Here is a 13,933-nt window from a genome sequence, read left to right as displayed (position 1 = left end):
GGGCCAGCCTGCAGGGTCAGTCCGGGAGTATTCCCGCCGCCTTGATGACCTGCGCCCATTTGCGCTGCTCAGCCCGCTGGAAATCCGCCAGTTCACCCGGCGTGCCGCCCGCCGGAATCGCGCCCAGTTCAGCCAGACGCTGCTTCACTGCTGCGTCGCCCAGGGCCTGGTTGATGGCCAGGGACAACTTTTGCTGCACCGCCTGCGGCGTGCCTGCCGGCGCATACATCGCGAACCAGGACGAGGCTTCGAAATCCGGCGCGCCCAAGGCCTCGGCCATGGTCGGCACCTGCGGATAGTCCGGCAGCCGCTGCGCCGTCGTGACAGCCAGCATGCGCAGTTTGCCGGCCTTCACGAAAGGCGTGCTGGTCAACAACGTATCGAACATGACCTGGACCTGCCCCGCCACCAGATCGGTCACGGCCGGGCTTGAGCCCTTGTAGGGGATGTGGGTCATGGAGGTGCCGGTCTTGTACTTGAAGTACTCCGGCACCAGGTGGGAAGAACCGCCATTCCCTGCCGAACCGTAGTTCACGCGATCAGGGTGGGCTTTCAGGTAGTCCACCAGTTCGCCCACGGTCTGCACCGGCATCTGTTGCGGGTTGATCACGACTGCGATGGGCACCGTAAGGACCAGCGCCAGGGGCGTAAAGTCCTTGTTCGCATCGTAGGGTATGTCGGGATAGAGCCCCGGATTGATCGCCATGGTGCCGATGCTGGCCATCATCAGCGTGTATCCGTCCGGCTTGCTGCGGGCGACATCGCCGGCGCCGATGAAGCCATGCGCGCCAGCCTTGTTCTCGATGACGAAAGGCGTGCCCAAGCGGTCGGAGAGCGCCTTGCCGACCACGCGCGCGGCGATATCGGTCGGACCGCCTGCGGGAAACGGTACGACCAGCCGGATGGAACGTTCGGGCCACTGCGCCCCGGTATTGCCCAGGGCGGGCTGCGCCACGGCAGCGCAGGCAAGCGCGGCGATTCCTAAAAGATGCTTCACGGATTTGTCTCCTGGTATGTTCTGCGGCGCGCGTCAGGCGGCCGTCTGGATGCCGGCTTCGCGTATCAGGCGCGCCCACTTCTTCTGTTCTTCCTGGATGTAGCGCTGCGCCACCTCTGGAGATCCGCCCATGGCCGTGCTGCCCTCGGCGGTGAACATGGCCACGGTGGCCGGATCCGCCAGCACCTTTTCCACCACCGCATTGACGGCCCGCACGACCTCGGGCGGCGTGCCCGCCGGCGCCACCAGGGCCTTCCAGTCCAGCGCCTCGAATCCCTCGTAGCCGGACTCGGCCACGGTGGGCACATCGGGCAGGATCGCCAGCCGCGCGCGCGAGCTGACGGCCAAGGACCGCAACACCTTGCCCTTGAGCATTTCCTGGGCGGCCTGCGGCGTGGCGAACATGTAGTCCGTACTGCCGCCCAGCAAATCGTTGAGCGCCGGCGCCGCGCCGCGATATGGCACGTTCAGCACCTGGAACTTGCCCTGATAGGCGAGCAGTTCGCCCGCCAGATGGCCTACCGTGCCGGAACCCGCCAGGGCCTGCTTGATGGAGCCAGGCTCGGCCCGCGCATCCTTGATCAGGTCGGCCAAGGTCTGCCAGCGCGCGTTGGCCTTGACCACCAGCACCACCGGCAGCGACGCGATCAGGGAGACCGCCGCGAAGTCTTTTTCCGCGTCGAAGGGAATCTGCGGCATCAGGGCGGGATTGATGGCCAGGTTGGCGGTCTGGCCCAGGCCCAGCATGTAGCCATCCGGCTTGGCCTTGGCGACGAAGTCCATGCCGATGTTGCCGCCCGCGCCGGGACGGTTTTCCACCACCACCGACCAGCCTGCCATGGCAGTGACCTTGGCCGCGATGGCGCGCGCCACGGAGTCCGTGCCTCCGCCCGGCGTATAGGGAACGATGAGGCGCACCGGCCGCCCGTTCGGGTAGGCGGCCGCAGTCTGGGCGCGCAGCGGCAAGGCCGCGGCGCACATCGCGGCGCCCAGGAAAGCGCGGCGGGATAGCGTGATCATGGTTAGTCTCCTTGTGTGATTTGCCTTGCTTTCAAGGCCGCGATTTCGTCGTCGCGATAGCCGACGCCGCGCAGCAGCGCGTCGGTGTGTTCGCCCACCGCAGGCGGCTGCAGGCGTATTCCGGGCTGGGCGCCGCCCAGCGTGAAGGGCGCCAGCGGCGCCAGGGACTCGCGCCCGTCCTCCAGGGTGATGGGCGCGAGGCCGCCGGTAGCCGCCAGATGCGGATCGTCGAACAGTTGCTCAGGCCGCGTGATCGGCGCGAAGGGCAAACCTTCGCGCTCGAATACCGCCGCCAACTCGGCCGCGCTGCGGTCCGCCAGGTGCGAACGCAGCTGCGGCATCAGCCAGTCGCGCGCCTGCACGCGGTCGTTGTTGCTGGCCAGGCGCGGATCGGCCAGCAGCTCCGCCAGGCCGAAGGCGCGGCAGAAGATGCCCCATTGCTTGTCGCTGACCACGGCCAGGAAGATCTGTTCGCCGTCCTTGACGGTAAACACGTCGTAGATGGCCCAGGCCGAGATGCGGCTGGGCATGGGCGCGGCCGCGCGCCCGGTGACGGCGTACTGCATCATGTGCTGGCCGACCAGGAAGACGTTGTTCTCGAACAGCGAGGCCTGCACTTCGGTGCCCTCTCCCGTCTGCTCGCGCTGCGCGAGGGCCGCCATGGCGCCAATGGCGCCGAACATGCCGCCCATGATGTCGTTGACGCTGGCGCCCGCGCGCAGGGGATCGCCAGGACGCCCGGTCATGTAGGCCAGGCCGCCCATCATCTGCACGACTTCATCCAGCGCGGTGCGGTGTTCGTAGGGTCCGGGCAGGAAGCCCTTGTGGCTGACATAGATGAGGCGGGGATTGCGTTGCTTGAGGGTGGCGTAGTCCAGGCCCAGCTTCTGCATGACGCCGGCCTTGAAGTTCTCGCTCACGATGTCGGCCGAGTCGATCAGGCGCAACGCGGCCTCTATGCCCTCGGGCTGCTTCAGGTCCAGGGCGATGCTCTTCTTGTTGCGGTTGAACATCGGGAAGAAGCCCGCCCCCGACCCCAGCAAGCGGCGCGTGCTGTCGCCGCCCACCGGTTCAACCTTGATGACCTCGGCGCCCAGGTCGGCCAACAGCATGCCGCAGGTGGGGCCCATGACCATGTGGGTGAATTCGACGACGCGGATGTGCTCGTAAGGAAGGCGCGGACTGGACATGTGCGTGGATCTTCTGCAAGTGTGGGCGGCTGCCGCAGGACCGGCGCGGCCGCATGTTTCTGATGTCGGGATCCCCGGCGCTCAAGCCTGGCCGAATCCCTTGGGCAATCCCGCGTCCGGCGTCATGCCGTAGAGGGGCTCTCCCGGAAGTCCGGCGGCAAGCGGCGCGCGCGCGGCAACGATGCCTTCCAGATCGATGCCGGTGCGCACGCCCATGGCCTCGAACATGAAGACCAGGTCTTCGGTCACGACGTTGCCGGACGCGCCCGGCGCATAGGGGCAGCCGCCCAGGCCGCCCAGCGAACTGTCGAAGGTGCGCACGCCTTCCTCCCAGGCAGCCAGGCAGTTGGCCAGGCCCAGGCCGCGCGTGTTGTGCATGTGGGCGGCGCCCGCCTTATCGCCGATTTCTGCGCGCAGGCGGCGGAACAGCCGGCGCACTTGCGCGGGATTGGCATAGCCCACGGTGTCCGACAGCCCCGATTCGTCAGCGCCCGCGGCCACGCACAGCGCCGCCAGGCGGATGACCTCGTCTTCGGGCACCGCGCCTTGCAAGGTGCAGCCGAAGGCCGTTGAAATGCCGGCCTCCAGCTTGACCGCGGGAGCCAGCTCGTCGCGCAGCCTCGCGATCGCCCGAACCTCCTCCACCATTTCTTCTGGCGTCTTGCGCACATTGGCCAGCGAATGCTCGCGGCTGGCGGAGACCGGCATCGTCAGCTTGTGGACGCCTGCCTTCAGCGCCGCCTCTGCGCCACGCAGGTTGGGCACCAGCGCCATGACGGTAAGCGCCGGATGGCGCGCCGCATGCCGCACCACCTCGGCAGCGTCCGCCATCTGCGGCAGCAGGCGCGCCGGCACGAAGGAAGCCACTTCGATTTCACGCACGCCGGCCGCGACCAGCGCATCGATCCAGCGCAGCTTGTCGGCGGTGGGCATGGTCGCCTTGACCGACTGCAAGCCATCGCGCGGGCCCACTTCGCTGATCAAGACGTCGGGGTTCCGGTCGCTGGGATGGGCCATGGCTTGATGTCTCCGAAAATTCTATCTTATAGAACGTTGTTTCTTTAGATAGAATTATGGAATTCACCCGCCGCAACTGTCAAGCGCCGGCTCGCCCGGGAAAACCACGAGCCGCGCGCCAGGCAGCGCCTACAATGCCGTCACTCGTTCTAAAGGATGGAATATGGCCCAGCCCTGGAATCAACCCTGCGGAGCCGCGCATGCCCCGTAAAGCCGCCACGGAATCCCTGGCCGATAGCGATGCCGCCCAGGGCGGCGTGGCCGCGGTGGACCGCGCGCTCAGCCTGATGTCGGTTTACGCGCCGGGTGACAAGGCCCTGTCACTGGGAGAACTGGCCGAGCGTACGCGCCTGTACAAGAGCACGGTCCTGCGACTGCTGGCGTCGCTGGAGCATGCCGGATGGATCCAGCGCCTGGACGACGGCCGCTATGCCCTGGGTGGAGAAATCGCCCGTCTCCACGGTCTCTACGCCGCCTCGTTTTCGTTGGAAGAGGTGGTCATGCCGGTGTTGCGCGACCTGGTCGCCGCGACCGGCGAAAGCGCGGCCTATCACGTGCGCCAGGGCGATGCGCGCCTGTGCCTTTACCGCGTGGATTCGCCGCATCCGGTGCGCGACCACATCCGTGCGGGCGATTTGCTGCCGCTGGACCGCGGCAGCGGCGGGCGCGTCCTGACGGCCTACGACCCCGTGTTGGGGCGGGCGCCGGGACCGGATCAGGAACTGCATGCGCGCATCCGCGCCGACGGCTATTTCGCGGCCATGGGCGACCGCCTGGCGGAAGTGGCGGGCATTTCCGCCCCAGTCTTTCTGCTCAATGGCGAGATCGCAGCGGCGGTGACGCTGACCGCCCCCGTCCATCGTTATGTTGCCGCCCATCTGGCAGCGGTGCAGGAGGCGGCGCGGCGCCTGACCGGAAAAGTGGGCTAGCGGACGCGAAGGCCGCGAATACCGCCGGGCAGTGTAAAAAAACCGGTCCTTCCGCACGATGGACAAGCCCGAACCAGCGGATAAACAATGCATTTCCCTCCACGGCCGGAGTCCCTCCATGGCACCCGAAGCCCTGCAACTGCGGATCGACCACTTGACGGAGCTGGACCGGCGTGAACTTGCCAAATTGATGGGGGCCGATGCCGTGCGTTTCGTGGAGACGCGGCCGGCGGATGGACGCCTGGGCGAACTCGATACGCTCACCGCCATCGTCAGCATTTCGCTGGCCACCATCAACGCCGCCGGCGTCGTGCTGGCCATCTGGCTGGCCAAGGGCGGAAGGAAGGTGACGCTGCGCGACCACCTTGTGATCGAGACTGCCGAAGGCAACCGCCTGGTACGCAAGTTGGAACTGACCGGCCGATCCGAGGACGAAATCAAGGCAGAGGTCCTCAAGGAACTCCAGGCCGCATTTTCCAACGTGTCTACGCCCGCCAAGGAGCAATGAATGCGGCCGGCCGCCGGCCAGATGGACCCGGACACCAACACGGTGTTCGTCTGCGACAGCCCGGTGCGCGAGTACGTGAAATGGGCCATGCATGGCAAGCTGCCGCGCGCGCTCCTGCCCACGGTCCTGCATGAACTGACGCACCATTGGTGCCTGTCTGGTTGCGTCGGCCGCGCGCTGGCCGAACTCAGCCTGGAGTCGCAAGAACATCTGGCGGCCTCTCCCCTGTTTCCGCTCTATGCCGATGACATCGTGCTGGCGCAGTGGGACACGGTGGAGTTCGCGCGCGCGCTGCTGGAGCCGCTGCTGGAAGGCATGGCCATGTTCGCGCAGTTCGACGTCTATCCCGGGCCCTCTCCGGTCCTGTCCGGCACGCTGGCCATGCTGGGACGTCTGTTTCCCCCTGAAGAAGACGAGACGGCGGCGGACGTCATCGACGCGCTGCGCCACCGGCTGATCGAATACCGCCTGTCCGACCAAGCCCTGCGCAGCAAGAGCGGATTGCTGGTGCAGGCCATGAGCAGCCGCAACGGCGGCTATCTGCTGGGTTATCTCAGCGTGAAGAACCTGTGGATGCAGGCGCGCAAGGCCTCCCCCCGCCTGGCCGACGCCGACCTGTTTCTGCTGTACCTGCGCAATCTGGTCTTCGACGACGCGGGATTCGTGGACAAGCTGCTCGACGCCGGCGCGCAGGCGCTGCACGGCACGCAAGCCTTCGACGGCCTTGCCAGCCATCTGAACGAGCGCCTCAAGCTGTTGTCGGCGCCGGATCTGGAGCAGCGCGTAGCGGAAATGGAGGAAGCGCTGGAGAAGTACTCCGACCTGGAGGGCCACGGCCGCTGCATCTACCTGGACGATCAGTTGGTCGAGGACGTCAACTGGCGCCTTTACCAGCGTTTGCGCGCCATCGCACCCGGCTTGAAGGATCTGAAGGGGCCCGACCTCAAAGGCATGACGCGGGCGGAAAAACTACATGCGATCCGCGAGTTCGGCGCGGCGCTGGACCGGGCGGCAACGGGTATCGACAAGGTGGATCCGGCTGACCTGCAGCGCCTGCTCAGGATCTGGGCGCACCTGTTGCACCGCGCCATCGTGTGCTTGCGGGTAGATCAGGTGGAATGCGAAACAGGCGCGGACGGCAGATGCACGGTCTATGCGAACGGCGATCCCGTCTTCTCCGCAACCGCCCGGCCCAAGCGCAAACCCGACGGCCGCAACCCGGCCTCGTTGGCGCTCTACTACCTGCCCGACGAGTACGAGATCGCGCTGGTGTGCGTGGACGACAAGGGCGCCCTGTTCGCGCTCTTCGGGGACCGCGTTTCCGCCACGCAACAGGAAACGCTCACGCAGGCGATCCGCATCGTCCTCGGCGACCACGACCGGCGGGAAATCCTGGGCTCCTATCTGCGCATGCACGCCGGCTTGCGCGACGAACCGCTGCTGCGGCCGGGCGCGGTCGCGCGCCTGGCCGAACACTTCTACTTCAACCATGCGATGCGCTTCGTGGTCGACGCCCATCTGGACGCCTGCCTGAAAACGTTGCGCACCGACGGACTCTGGCAGATCCTGGACGAAGAAGGAAGCCATGTGAACGCAATGGCGGCCTTGGGACTGATCCAGTCCTGGACCTCGGACGAGACCTGCATTCGGGCCTTGCTGCAGCATCGGGAAATGGACTTCGATGAAGTCACCGCGCGACTCTCCCAGGCCCAGGCCGCCCACGGACTGCCCTTGATCCATGAGGGCAAGCGCAGGGTCTTTCTCTGACGCAAGCCGCCCACGCCAATCAGGGCAGCTGCCCGCCCGGCAGCACCAGCTTCTCCAGATAATCCAGATCCTCGCGCACCAGCCGCAAGGACTCGCTTACGTCCGGCGACCTCGGACGCCGGGAGGCGTCGCGCAGCAATGACTGCACCGCCATGTCGGCCATGATGGCCGCGACTTCGGCGCGGCTCAGGCGGCCGTCGGGCTTGTACCACCACGCCGACCAGTTGCACATGCCGATGAGGCTGAAGGCGGCGACGTGCGGATCGACCATGCGGAATTGGCCGTCGCGGATGCCGTTTTCGATGACGCGGCTGAAGTTCTCCAGCACGTTGCGGCGCGACGCCTGCACCGCGGCGCGCTGCTTGGGCGTCATGTCGGCCTCGGTCCGGTCGGCCACGCGGAACTCGGCGGTGCGCGACAGGATCAGGTCGGCATGCCGCGTGACCAGCGCGCGCAGCGCCTCGACTGGATCCAGGTCCTCGCGGGTGGCGGTCTCGCCGGCCATTTTCTTGGCCGCGCTCAGCACGTCCTCGGTCAACGAGCGCAGGATCTCGTCCTTGCTCTTGAAGTAGTAGTAGACCGCGGTGCGGCTCAGGCCCAGGGATTCGGCGATGTCCTGGATGCTGGTGCCGCCGCTGCCGCGCTTGATGAATAGCGTGGCGGCGGCGTCGAGTATGGCGGTGCGCAGCGCTTCGCCCTTCAGCGCTCCCTTGGTGCTTGCGTCGTTCACGTTGCGATGTTCCTCGAATGGACCGTTCGGGACGGCCCCGTCCCGAAATTATGGCATGCGCGTTTACGTCCCCAACCCGCGCCCGCCGGCGTTCTCCCGCGGCTGAGTCCCTAATTTTTGACGCTACTGTCAGTTTTTTAAATTTAATTGACACTAAAGTCAAATATTCGTCTAATACGTCAAACCGAGGTCTCAGGACCATCGCCACAGGAGACGAATGTGACTACCGCCGCCCCCTCCAGCCAGATCACCGCCGGCTTTCTCAACACCGATTGGAATCCGCGCGACCTGCCCGCCGGCGCCTCGACCCGCAACGTCGTGCTGCGCACCGCGGACGGCGCCGCCACCTCCGGATCGCTGTACCAGCCGGCCGGCCCCCGTCCCGACACCGTGGTCTGCGTGATGCATCCGCGCGAGTTCATGGCCTGCCACTACCTGATCCCCGACATCGTCGGCGCCGGTCTTGCGGCGTGGTCGCAAGGCGCGCGCTCGGTCGGCAACGATCTCAGGCTGGAACACGAACAGGCGCTGCAGGACGTGGCCGCCGGCCTGCGCTTCCTGCGCGAGCAGGGTTTCAAGAAGATCGTGCTGCTGGGCAATTCCGGCGGCGCCGGCCTGTACGCGTTCTATGCGCAGCAGGCCGGCCTGCCCGCCGGCGAGCGCGTCGCCCGCACCCCGGGCGGCAAGCCCAGCGGGCTGGATGAACTGGACATGCCCGAGGTGCATGGCCTGGTGCTGGTGGGTCCGCATCCGGGCCAGGGTCCGCTGCTGCTGAATTGCATCGACCCCTCTGTCGCCGACGAGAACGACGCGCTATCGGCGGCGCCGGACCTGGATCCGCTGGCGCCCGAGAACGGCTACCGGCCCAAGGGCCAGGCGCGCTATGCGCCGGAGTTCGTCGCCCGCTACCGCCAGGCGCAGCGCGACCGCGTGGCGCGCCTGGACGCGCAGGCGCGGCAGATGATCGCCGACCGCCTGGCGGCCCGCGCCGACCTCAAGAGCGGCGCCGACACATCCGCCGCACGCCGCCGCCAGGCCGCGCACACGCCGGTGCTGGTGGTCTGGCGCACCGACGCCGACCTGCGCTGCCTGGACCTCAGCCTGGATCCTTCCGACCGCCACCCGGGCTCGCTGTGGGGCAAGGATCCCTACGCGTCGAACTATGGCGCCGTCGGCTTCGCCCGCTTCTGCACGCCCGAGAGCTGGCTGTCGACCTGGTCCGGCCTGTCTTCCAACGCCAGCATGGCGCGCACCGCCGGCGGCATCAATCAGCCCACCCTGATCGTCGAATACACCGGCGACCAGGCCTGTTTCCCTTCCGACGTGCGCGCCATCCACGACGCCATCCCCGCGCCGGACAAGACCCACCTGCGCATCCGCGGCGACCACCACGGCCGCGCGCTGGTCGAAGGCGAAGAACCCGGGCGCTACGCGGCCGGCCGCGAACTGGCCGCCTGGCTGCGCCAACGTTTCCTGTAATCCGAATGCCGACGGAGCAAGTCATGACCGCAACTCCCAAGCCCCCCGCCCCCCTGCGCCTGCACGGCGTGGACCATACGGCGCGGCCCACCTGGCGCCTGCGCCAAACGGTCGCCTTCTACCGCGACATCCTCGGCCTGCCGCTGGTGCATGTGATCTCGGCGCGCGGCTGGGGTCCCGCCACGCACCCGGACTTCCTGCATTTCTTCTTCGACAGCGGCCAGGGCAGCACCATCGCGTTCTTCTATTACCTGGGCTCGGACGAACCCGAAGCGCTGCGCGGACGCAGCCGCATGCGGCCGCTGCCCGAAGACCATGTGTTCGACGCCACGCATACCGCCTGGCTGGTGGAAAGCGAGGACGAGCTCAAGGCCTGGAAGCAGAAGCTGCAGGATGCCGGGCTGGAAGTCTCGGTCGAAACCCGCCATGAAGTGATCGAATCCATCTACGTACGCGATCCCAACGGCTATTTCATCGAATTCACACGCAAGCTGCGGCCCCTGGGCGAAGTCGACGCGATCGACGCCGCCTTGACGCTGCAGGCGGCCATGCAGGCCGAAGCCGATGCGGAATCGGCTGGCGGACGCATCCGGCACATCGACGACGTCTGGGCGCGCAAGGCGGCGCTGCTGCAAGACAGGCTGGAGCTGGCCGATGGCGGCGCCGAGCCGCCCGTGCGGATCTTCGTGCCGCGCGTCGAGGAGTTTTCGTCCCTGGTCGAGGACGCCTCGGGACGCGAAAACTGCACCGTGGTGCCGGGCGAGCATTTCGACTGCATCGTTTCCGACGGCCCGCTGGAGTTCCAGCGCAAGGCCCTGGGGCTCAAGCCCGCCGTCTGGTATGGCTTGTTCACCGGCGGCGTCAGCGGCACGATCGACGTATTGGATCGGGACCGCGTCCGGATCTCGGCCGCGCGCCACTGAGACACGGGCCAGGAGGAGACCATCATGCGAGATATACGCCACCCCATAGAGGGCGTGATCTACCACCACCCCGAGCGCGCCCGCCAGTATTTCGCCAGCGGCGCCTGGGAGCATTCGACCGTGGGCGCGGCGCTGCACGCCACGGCCCGGCGCTGCCCCGAACGCACCGCGCTGATCATCGACGAAGGCAGCCTGAGCTTTCGCGAACTGGACGAACAGACCGACCGGCTGGCCGCCGCCTTGCTGAAGCTGGGCCTGGCGCCCGCGGACCGCGCCATCTTCCAGATGGGCACCACGCTGGAAACCGCGCTGGCCTTGCTGGCCTGCTACAAGGCAGGGATCGTCCCGGTCTGTTCGTTGCCGCAGCACCGCGAACTGGAGATCGGCCAGCTCTCGCGCCAGACCCGCGCCCGCGGCTATTTCGTGCAGGCCGACTTCGGCAAGTTCGATCTGCCGGCCTTTGCCGCCGGCATGCTGGCCGCCAGCGACACGCTGGAACACCTGGTCGTGGCGCGCGGCGACTCGCCGCATGGCGAGTCCCTGCATGCCCTGCTCGATGCGATGCCGCTGGCCGAGGCCCGCCTCATCCTGGCGGACCAGGGACCCGGCTGCGAGGACGTGCTGAGCTTCCAGCTGTCGGGCGGCACGACCGGCATGCCCAAGATCATCCCGCGCTTCCACGCCGAGTATCTGGGCCATTCGCTGGCCTGCGCCCGGCGCTACAAGATGCAGGACGACGACCGCATCATCTGGGCGCTGCCCCTGCTGCACAACGCGGCCCAGGTCTATGTGCTGATCCCCGTCATCGCCATGGGCGTGTCCGCGGTGCTGATGCCGCGGGTCGACGTGCCGCGCATGCTGGAGCTGATCGAACGCCACCGCGTCACCCGCGCCATGTCCATCGGGCCGATAGCGCCGCAGATCATGGCCTTTCCCGACCTGGCGAACTACGACCTGTCCTCCTTGCGCCTGTTCATCACCATGAGCGCCGCGGACCGCCTCGAAGCGCATCTGAACGTGCCCTGCTCCAACCTGTTCGGTATCACGGAAGGATTGCTGCTGGGCTCGCCCGCCGACGCGTCCGAGTACGAGCGGCACCATACGCAAGGCCGCTCGGGCTGCCCCGAGGACGACATCCGCCTGCTGGCGCCCGGCACCGAGGAACCAGTGGCCGAAGGCCAGATGGGCGAACTCTGCTTCCGCGGCCCCGCCACGCTGCCCGGATTCTTCGATGCCCCGGCGGCGAACGCCTCGGCCTATACCTCGGACGGCTATTACCGCACCGGCGACATGATGACGGCGCGCGTGGTCGATGGCGCAACCTGCTACGCCTTCGAAGGCCGCCTGCGCGACAACATCAACCGCGGCGGCGAGAAGATCGGCTGCGAGGAAGTCGAGGCGCTGGTCGGCGCGCATCCCGCGATTTCCGAAGCGCGCCTGGTGGCCATGCCCGACCCCTTCTACGGGGAGAAAGGCTGCATCTTCATCATCGTCCGGCCTGGCCACGCGGCGCCCAGCCTGACGGAACTGGCGGACTTCCTCACGGGCCAGGGGCTCGCCAAATACAAATGCCCCGAACGCATCGAGCAGATCGAAGCCTTCCCCGTCACCAAGGTCGGCAAGCTCGACAAGGCCGCCCTGCGCCATAGCGTCGCGGAAATGCTCAATCAGGAAGCCGCAAAGGCCCGGGAGAACGGCAATGACCAGCACTGAATACGTCTTGAGCGAAACGCCTTTCATCGTGCGCCGCCGCGTCAAATGGGGCGACTGCGATCCCGCCGGCGTGGTCTACACCGTCACTTTTGGCGAATACGTGCTGTCAGCGGCCGAACTGTTCTACGGCCACCTGTTCAACGGCACGCCGCAGCGCATCAAGGATGAGCACGGCTTCGGCACGCCGACGCGCGCGCTGTCCTTCGACTTCCAGGCCTCGCTGTGGCCCGACGAGGAATTCGACATGTGCGTCAGGGTCGAGGAAATCCGCACCCGCACCTACACCCTGCACGTGGCCGGCAGCGTGCGCGGCCAGCCGGCGTTCGACGCCAGGCTGACCCCGATCTGCGTGGCGCGCGGCGAACGGCGCGGCATCGAAGTGCCCGCCGCGCTGCGCGGCGCGCTGCAGTCATATCAGCAAGCCTGCGCGCAGGCCGAAGCAAACAGGAGTGAAGCCAAATGAAGATCGCCGTCATCGGAGCCGGCCCCGCCGGCCTGTACTTTTCGCTGCTCGCCAAGAAGCATGCGCCGCAGCATGAAATCACCGTGTACGAACGGAACCCGCGCGGCGCCACCTACGGCTGGGGCGTGGTGTTCTCGGACATCGGCCTGTCCTTCCTGCGCGAAGCCGACCCGGAATTCTTCAAGGCCTTCGTCGCGCACCACGAACGCTGCGACTACATGGAAATCATCCATCAGGGCGCCCGCGTCCAGGTCCAGGGCAACCATTTCTCGCGCACGGCCCGCATCGACATGCTGGAAGTCCTGGAGCGCGCCTGCCTGGAAGCGGGCGTCAAGATCCTGCACGAACAGCGGATCGACGACGTGGAGCGGCTGGCCGCGGAAGTGGACATGGTGGTGGCCGCCGACGGCAGCAACAGCGCCGTGCGCAAGCAGTACGCCGAACACTTCCGGCCGAGCTTCGAACGCCGCCGCAACAAGTTCGCCTGGTACGGCACGCGCCAGCGCTTTCATCCGGTGTCGCTGATCTTCCGCGAAACGGACCACGGCATCTTCATCGCGCACAGCTACCAGTACAGCAAGGACCTCAGCACCTTCCTGGTGGAAGTGGACCCGGACACCTGGCAACGCGCCGGCCTGGACGCGGCCAGCGAGGACGCAAGCCGCCGCTATTGCGCAGAAGTTTTCCGCGCCGACCTGGGCGCCAACGAACTGCTGGGCAACCGTTCGCTCTGGTTCGAGGCCAACATCGTGCGCAATGAGCGCTGGTCGCACCGCAACATCGTCCTGCTTGGCGACGCGTTGCGCACCGTGCATTTCTCGCTCGGCTCCGGCACCCGCATGGCGATGCAGGACGCGATCGCGCTGCATCAAGGCCTCACGCAGCATCCCGACGACACGCAGGCCGCGTTCACGCACTTCGAGGCGCAGCGCCGCCCGGCTTCGTCCAACTTCCAGAGCGCCGCCGCGCGCAGCCTGGACTGGTACGAGAACGTGGCCGACAAGATGCACCTGGACCCGGTGTCCTTCGCCTACGACTACATGCGCCGCACGGGCCAGGTCAGCCACGACGACCTGCGCCAGCGCGATCCGGGCTTCGCCGCGGCCCACGAGGCGCTGCACCCGGAGGCGGCGGCCGTGTCCTGAGCGGCGCACTGTTTTGTTGTGAGTACCCGGCCGCGGCGCACCCGCGCTTGCG

At 67.1% G+C, this 13,933-nt stretch carries 13 protein-coding genes; 8 read left to right on the top strand and 5 right to left on the bottom strand.

The window, feature by feature from the left end; all coding sequences use genetic code 11:
• Positions 1-16: 16 nt before the first annotated feature.
• From ACM1PE_RS10860 to ACM1PE_RS10845, 4 genes are all read right to left on the bottom strand, one after another.
• Positions 17-997 (bottom strand): Bug family tripartite tricarboxylate transporter substrate binding protein, encoded by a 981-nt coding sequence (locus ACM1PE_RS10860; protein WP_165867792.1) that lies wholly within the window; start codon positions 995-997, stop codon positions 17-19.
• Positions 998-1,030: 33 nt separating this feature from the next.
• Positions 1,031-2,017 (bottom strand): Bug family tripartite tricarboxylate transporter substrate binding protein, encoded by a 987-nt coding sequence (locus ACM1PE_RS10855; protein ID WP_059379656.1) that lies wholly within the window; start codon positions 2,015-2,017, stop codon positions 1,031-1,033.
• 2 nt (positions 2,018-2,019) lie between these two features.
• Positions 2,020-3,207, bottom strand: coding sequence for a CaiB/BaiF CoA transferase family protein (locus ACM1PE_RS10850; protein WP_059379655.1), 1,188 nt, complete (start codon positions 3,205-3,207; stop codon positions 2,020-2,022).
• A gap of 81 nt (positions 3,208-3,288) precedes the next feature.
• Entirely contained in the window at positions 3,289-4,224 is a 936-nt protein-coding gene (locus ACM1PE_RS10845) for a hydroxymethylglutaryl-CoA lyase (RefSeq protein ID WP_118931919.1), read from the bottom strand.
• A 200-nt stretch (positions 4,225-4,424) separates the two neighbouring features.
• Between ACM1PE_RS10845 and ACM1PE_RS10840 the strand changes: the two genes are divergently transcribed.
• The 3 genes from ACM1PE_RS10840 to ACM1PE_RS10830 all read left to right on the top strand — a co-directional run bounded on the left by ACM1PE_RS10840 (position 4,425) and on the right by ACM1PE_RS10830 (position 7,428).
• Entirely contained in the window at positions 4,425-5,153 is a 729-nt protein-coding gene (locus ACM1PE_RS10840; RefSeq protein WP_059379653.1) for an IclR family transcriptional regulator, read from the top strand.
• Positions 5,154-5,271: 118 nt separating this feature from the next.
• Positions 5,272-5,661, top strand: coding sequence for a hypothetical protein (locus tag ACM1PE_RS10835; protein WP_059379652.1), 390 nt, complete (start codon positions 5,272-5,274; stop codon positions 5,659-5,661).
• Positions 5,662-7,428: a hypothetical protein gene (locus tag ACM1PE_RS10830; RefSeq protein ID WP_059379651.1), complete on the top strand. Its 1,767-nt coding sequence runs from the start codon at positions 5,662-5,664 to the stop codon at positions 7,426-7,428.
• Positions 7,429-7,447: 19 nt separating this feature from the next.
• Here the strand turns inward: ACM1PE_RS10830 and ACM1PE_RS10825 are convergent, their stop codons facing one another.
• Complete coding sequence (locus tag ACM1PE_RS10825; protein ID WP_059379650.1) at positions 7,448-8,158, bottom strand: TetR/AcrR family transcriptional regulator; 711 nt, start codon at positions 8,156-8,158, stop codon at positions 7,448-7,450.
• Positions 8,159-8,377: 219 nt separating this feature from the next.
• Between ACM1PE_RS10825 and ACM1PE_RS10820 the strand changes: the two genes are divergently transcribed.
• From ACM1PE_RS10820 to ACM1PE_RS10800, 5 genes are read left to right on the top strand one after another with little or no spacing between them, the layout of a single operon-like run.
• The gene (locus tag ACM1PE_RS10820; protein ID WP_419343256.1) at positions 8,378-9,637 is read left to right on the top strand and encodes an alpha/beta hydrolase; all 1,260 of its coding nucleotides are present in this window, start codon (positions 8,378-8,380) and stop codon (positions 9,635-9,637) included.
• 23 nt (positions 9,638-9,660) lie between these two features.
• Complete coding sequence (locus ACM1PE_RS10815) at positions 9,661-10,560, top strand: VOC family protein (protein WP_419343255.1); 900 nt, start codon at positions 9,661-9,663, stop codon at positions 10,558-10,560.
• A gap of 24 nt (positions 10,561-10,584) precedes the next feature.
• Entirely contained in the window at positions 10,585-12,273 is a 1,689-nt protein-coding gene (locus ACM1PE_RS10810; protein WP_059379647.1) for an AMP-binding protein, read from the top strand.
• Positions 12,260-12,736, top strand: a complete 477-nt coding sequence (locus ACM1PE_RS10805) for an acyl-CoA thioesterase (protein ID WP_419343253.1) — start codon at positions 12,260-12,262, stop codon at positions 12,734-12,736. Before ACM1PE_RS10810 ends, ACM1PE_RS10805 begins: the two co-directional genes overlap by 14 nt.
• Complete coding sequence (locus ACM1PE_RS10800; RefSeq protein ID WP_419343252.1) at positions 12,733-13,881, top strand: FAD-dependent monooxygenase; 1,149 nt, start codon at positions 12,733-12,735, stop codon at positions 13,879-13,881. Before ACM1PE_RS10805 ends, ACM1PE_RS10800 begins: the two co-directional genes overlap by 4 nt.
• Positions 13,882-13,933 lie beyond the last annotated feature (52 nt).

Source organism: Achromobacter sp. PD1, from assembly GCF_048541815.1.
Classification (GTDB): domain Bacteria; phylum Pseudomonadota; class Gammaproteobacteria; order Burkholderiales; family Burkholderiaceae_B; genus Achromobacter; species Achromobacter bronchisepticus_A.
Note: the sequence above shows the minus strand (reverse complement) of the source record. Positions and strands in the feature narration are given on the sequence as shown.

Excerpts from the sequence above, each read along its gene's own strand:
- ACM1PE_RS10855 (WP_059379656.1), bottom strand. The coding sequence starts at position 2,017 with ATGATCACGCTATCCCGCCGCGCTTTCCTGGGCGCCGCGATGTGCGCC.
- ACM1PE_RS10850 (WP_059379655.1), bottom strand. The coding sequence starts at position 3,207 with ATGTCCAGTCCGCGCCTTCCTTACGAGCACATCCGCGTCGTCGAATTC.
- ACM1PE_RS10845 (WP_118931919.1), bottom strand. The coding sequence starts at position 4,224 with ATGGCCCATCCCAGCGACCGGAACCCCGACGTCTTGATCAGCGAAGTG.
- ACM1PE_RS10840 (WP_059379653.1), top strand. The coding sequence starts at position 4,425 with ATGCCCCGTAAAGCCGCCACGGAATCCCTGGCCGATAGCGATGCCGCC.
- ACM1PE_RS10835 (WP_059379652.1), top strand. The coding sequence starts at position 5,272 with ATGGCACCCGAAGCCCTGCAACTGCGGATCGACCACTTGACGGAGCTG.
- ACM1PE_RS10830 (WP_059379651.1), top strand. The coding sequence starts at position 5,662 with ATGCGGCCGGCCGCCGGCCAGATGGACCCGGACACCAACACGGTGTTC.
- ACM1PE_RS10815 (WP_419343255.1), top strand. The coding sequence starts at position 9,661 with ATGACCGCAACTCCCAAGCCCCCCGCCCCCCTGCGCCTGCACGGCGTG.
- ACM1PE_RS10810 (WP_059379647.1), top strand. The coding sequence starts at position 10,585 with ATGCGAGATATACGCCACCCCATAGAGGGCGTGATCTACCACCACCCC.
- ACM1PE_RS10805 (WP_419343253.1), top strand. The coding sequence starts at position 12,260 with ATGACCAGCACTGAATACGTCTTGAGCGAAACGCCTTTCATCGTGCGC.
- ACM1PE_RS10800 (WP_419343252.1), top strand. The coding sequence starts at position 12,733 with ATGAAGATCGCCGTCATCGGAGCCGGCCCCGCCGGCCTGTACTTTTCG.